This window comes from Dietzia sp. DQ12-76 (genome assembly GCF_014145045.1).
GTDB lineage: Bacteria > Actinomycetota > Actinomycetes > Mycobacteriales > Mycobacteriaceae > Dietzia.
Map to the genome: position 1 here is coordinate 1 of NZ_JAALDV010000553.1, position 1,208 is coordinate 1,208.

Genomic DNA, 1,208 nt, shown 5'->3' on the forward strand with positions numbered 1-1,208 from the left:
CGGCCGAGGTCCTCGTGCGGCGCGGGGTGCTGTCCGAATCCACCGCCTCCGCCGACGCACTGCGGACCTTCGCGCGAGACGGCCGGCTCATCGCGCTGCGCGGCGACCGGAGATGGGTGTACCCCCGATTCCAGATGGACCACGTCGATCCGCGCGATCCGGACAACATCATCTGCGCGATCAACCGGCTGCTGGACGCTCGTCGCTTTCCGGACGCCGCACTCTCCTGGTGGACCCTGCCGTCGATCGCCCTACCCGACCGGCGCCCACCCATGAGTCTCCTGGGGGTCGACCACGACGCGCTGCGGCAGCTGGCGACCGACTACGCGTCCGGAGAGTGGACCGAACAGAACGCGTGAGTCCGGGGACGCCCGAGCACCCCCGTCGGTCGTCTCCCTTCTCGGATCTGAGTCACGGTGTGGCGAACACGATGCCGCATTCCCATCCGGTCCGATCTCGCCACCGAATAAGAAGATGAGAAAAATTTGGCCCTTCGGGATCCGGCGGGGTCGGACCGTCGCACGCGCCGGACCCTCTGCCGCAGAACCGGACACGCTGTCCTACGAGCGCGCCTGGGCGGACTACGTCGAATGGTCCGGCCTGAACGAGGAGCGGCTCCCGGAGGGGCCGCAGGACAGCGGGTAGGTGACAACGGACGCCCGAGCTCAGCGATTCGGGTTGGTGGCCGCCCCGTCGAGCCAGAGCATGTCGGTCGCGTCAGCGTGCGAACCGGTGGAGCCCACGTGCTTCGAGCTGATCTGCGGTCCCTTGGTGATCACGTGGACGAGCGCCATGCCGTGGCCGCGGCCGAGGCCGTAGTCGTTCTTCAGCCACTCCAGTATCGGCCCGGCCTTGGTCCCGGGACCGAAACCGCGGTCGGTGGCCTGGTTCACGAGTTGCCGCGGCGTGAGCCCGGTCTTGGTCTCGATGGTGTCGAGGTATGCCTGGAAGGACACTGGTTTCTCCTCTGATCGACTGGCGTGATCGACTGGCGGACGCGGCCTCGGCTCGTAGAGGCGTAGGACACCAGTGTCCGCCCGCGGCGCGCGGCTGTAGGCGGGATTCGCAATTCACCGTGCGCCGCTCGTCGTCGTCGATCAGGCCGTCCCGCCGGCCCCGCCCCGCCTCACCCGTTCGACCGCACCCGTCCGATCTCGGCACGTGCCCCCTCGACGTCCCGGCCCGCGGCGATCGCCGCGGCCAGGGCC

3 protein-coding genes are annotated in these 1,208 nt (G+C 69.3%); 2 read left to right on the plus strand and 1 reads right to left on the minus strand.

Going from position 1 to position 1,208, the window contains the following annotated elements; all coding sequences use genetic code 11:
- Together G6019_RS16580 and G6019_RS16585 are read left to right on the plus strand one after the other, a co-directional pair.
- Window positions 1–359: hypothetical protein (locus tag G6019_RS16580; RefSeq protein WP_375539776.1), on the plus strand; the 359-nt coding region annotated here is incomplete at its 5' end.
- A 115-nt stretch (window positions 360–474) separates the two neighbouring features.
- Window positions 475–645, plus strand: coding sequence for a hypothetical protein (locus G6019_RS16585; RefSeq protein WP_182613453.1), 171 nt, complete (start codon window positions 475–477; stop codon window positions 643–645).
- 20 nt (window positions 646–665) lie between these two features.
- On the opposite strand, the gene G6019_RS16590 is transcribed toward G6019_RS16585, so the two are convergent.
- Window positions 666–956: a DUF4287 domain-containing protein gene (locus G6019_RS16590; RefSeq protein ID WP_107757236.1), complete on the minus strand. Its 291-nt coding sequence runs from the start codon at window positions 954–956 to the stop codon at window positions 666–668.
- Window positions 957–1,208 lie beyond the last annotated feature (252 nt).

Coding starts and splice junctions, on each gene's coding strand:
- G6019_RS16585 (WP_182613453.1), top strand. CDS start 475: ATGAGAAAAATTTGGCCCTTCGGGATCCGGCGGGGTCGGACCGTCGCA.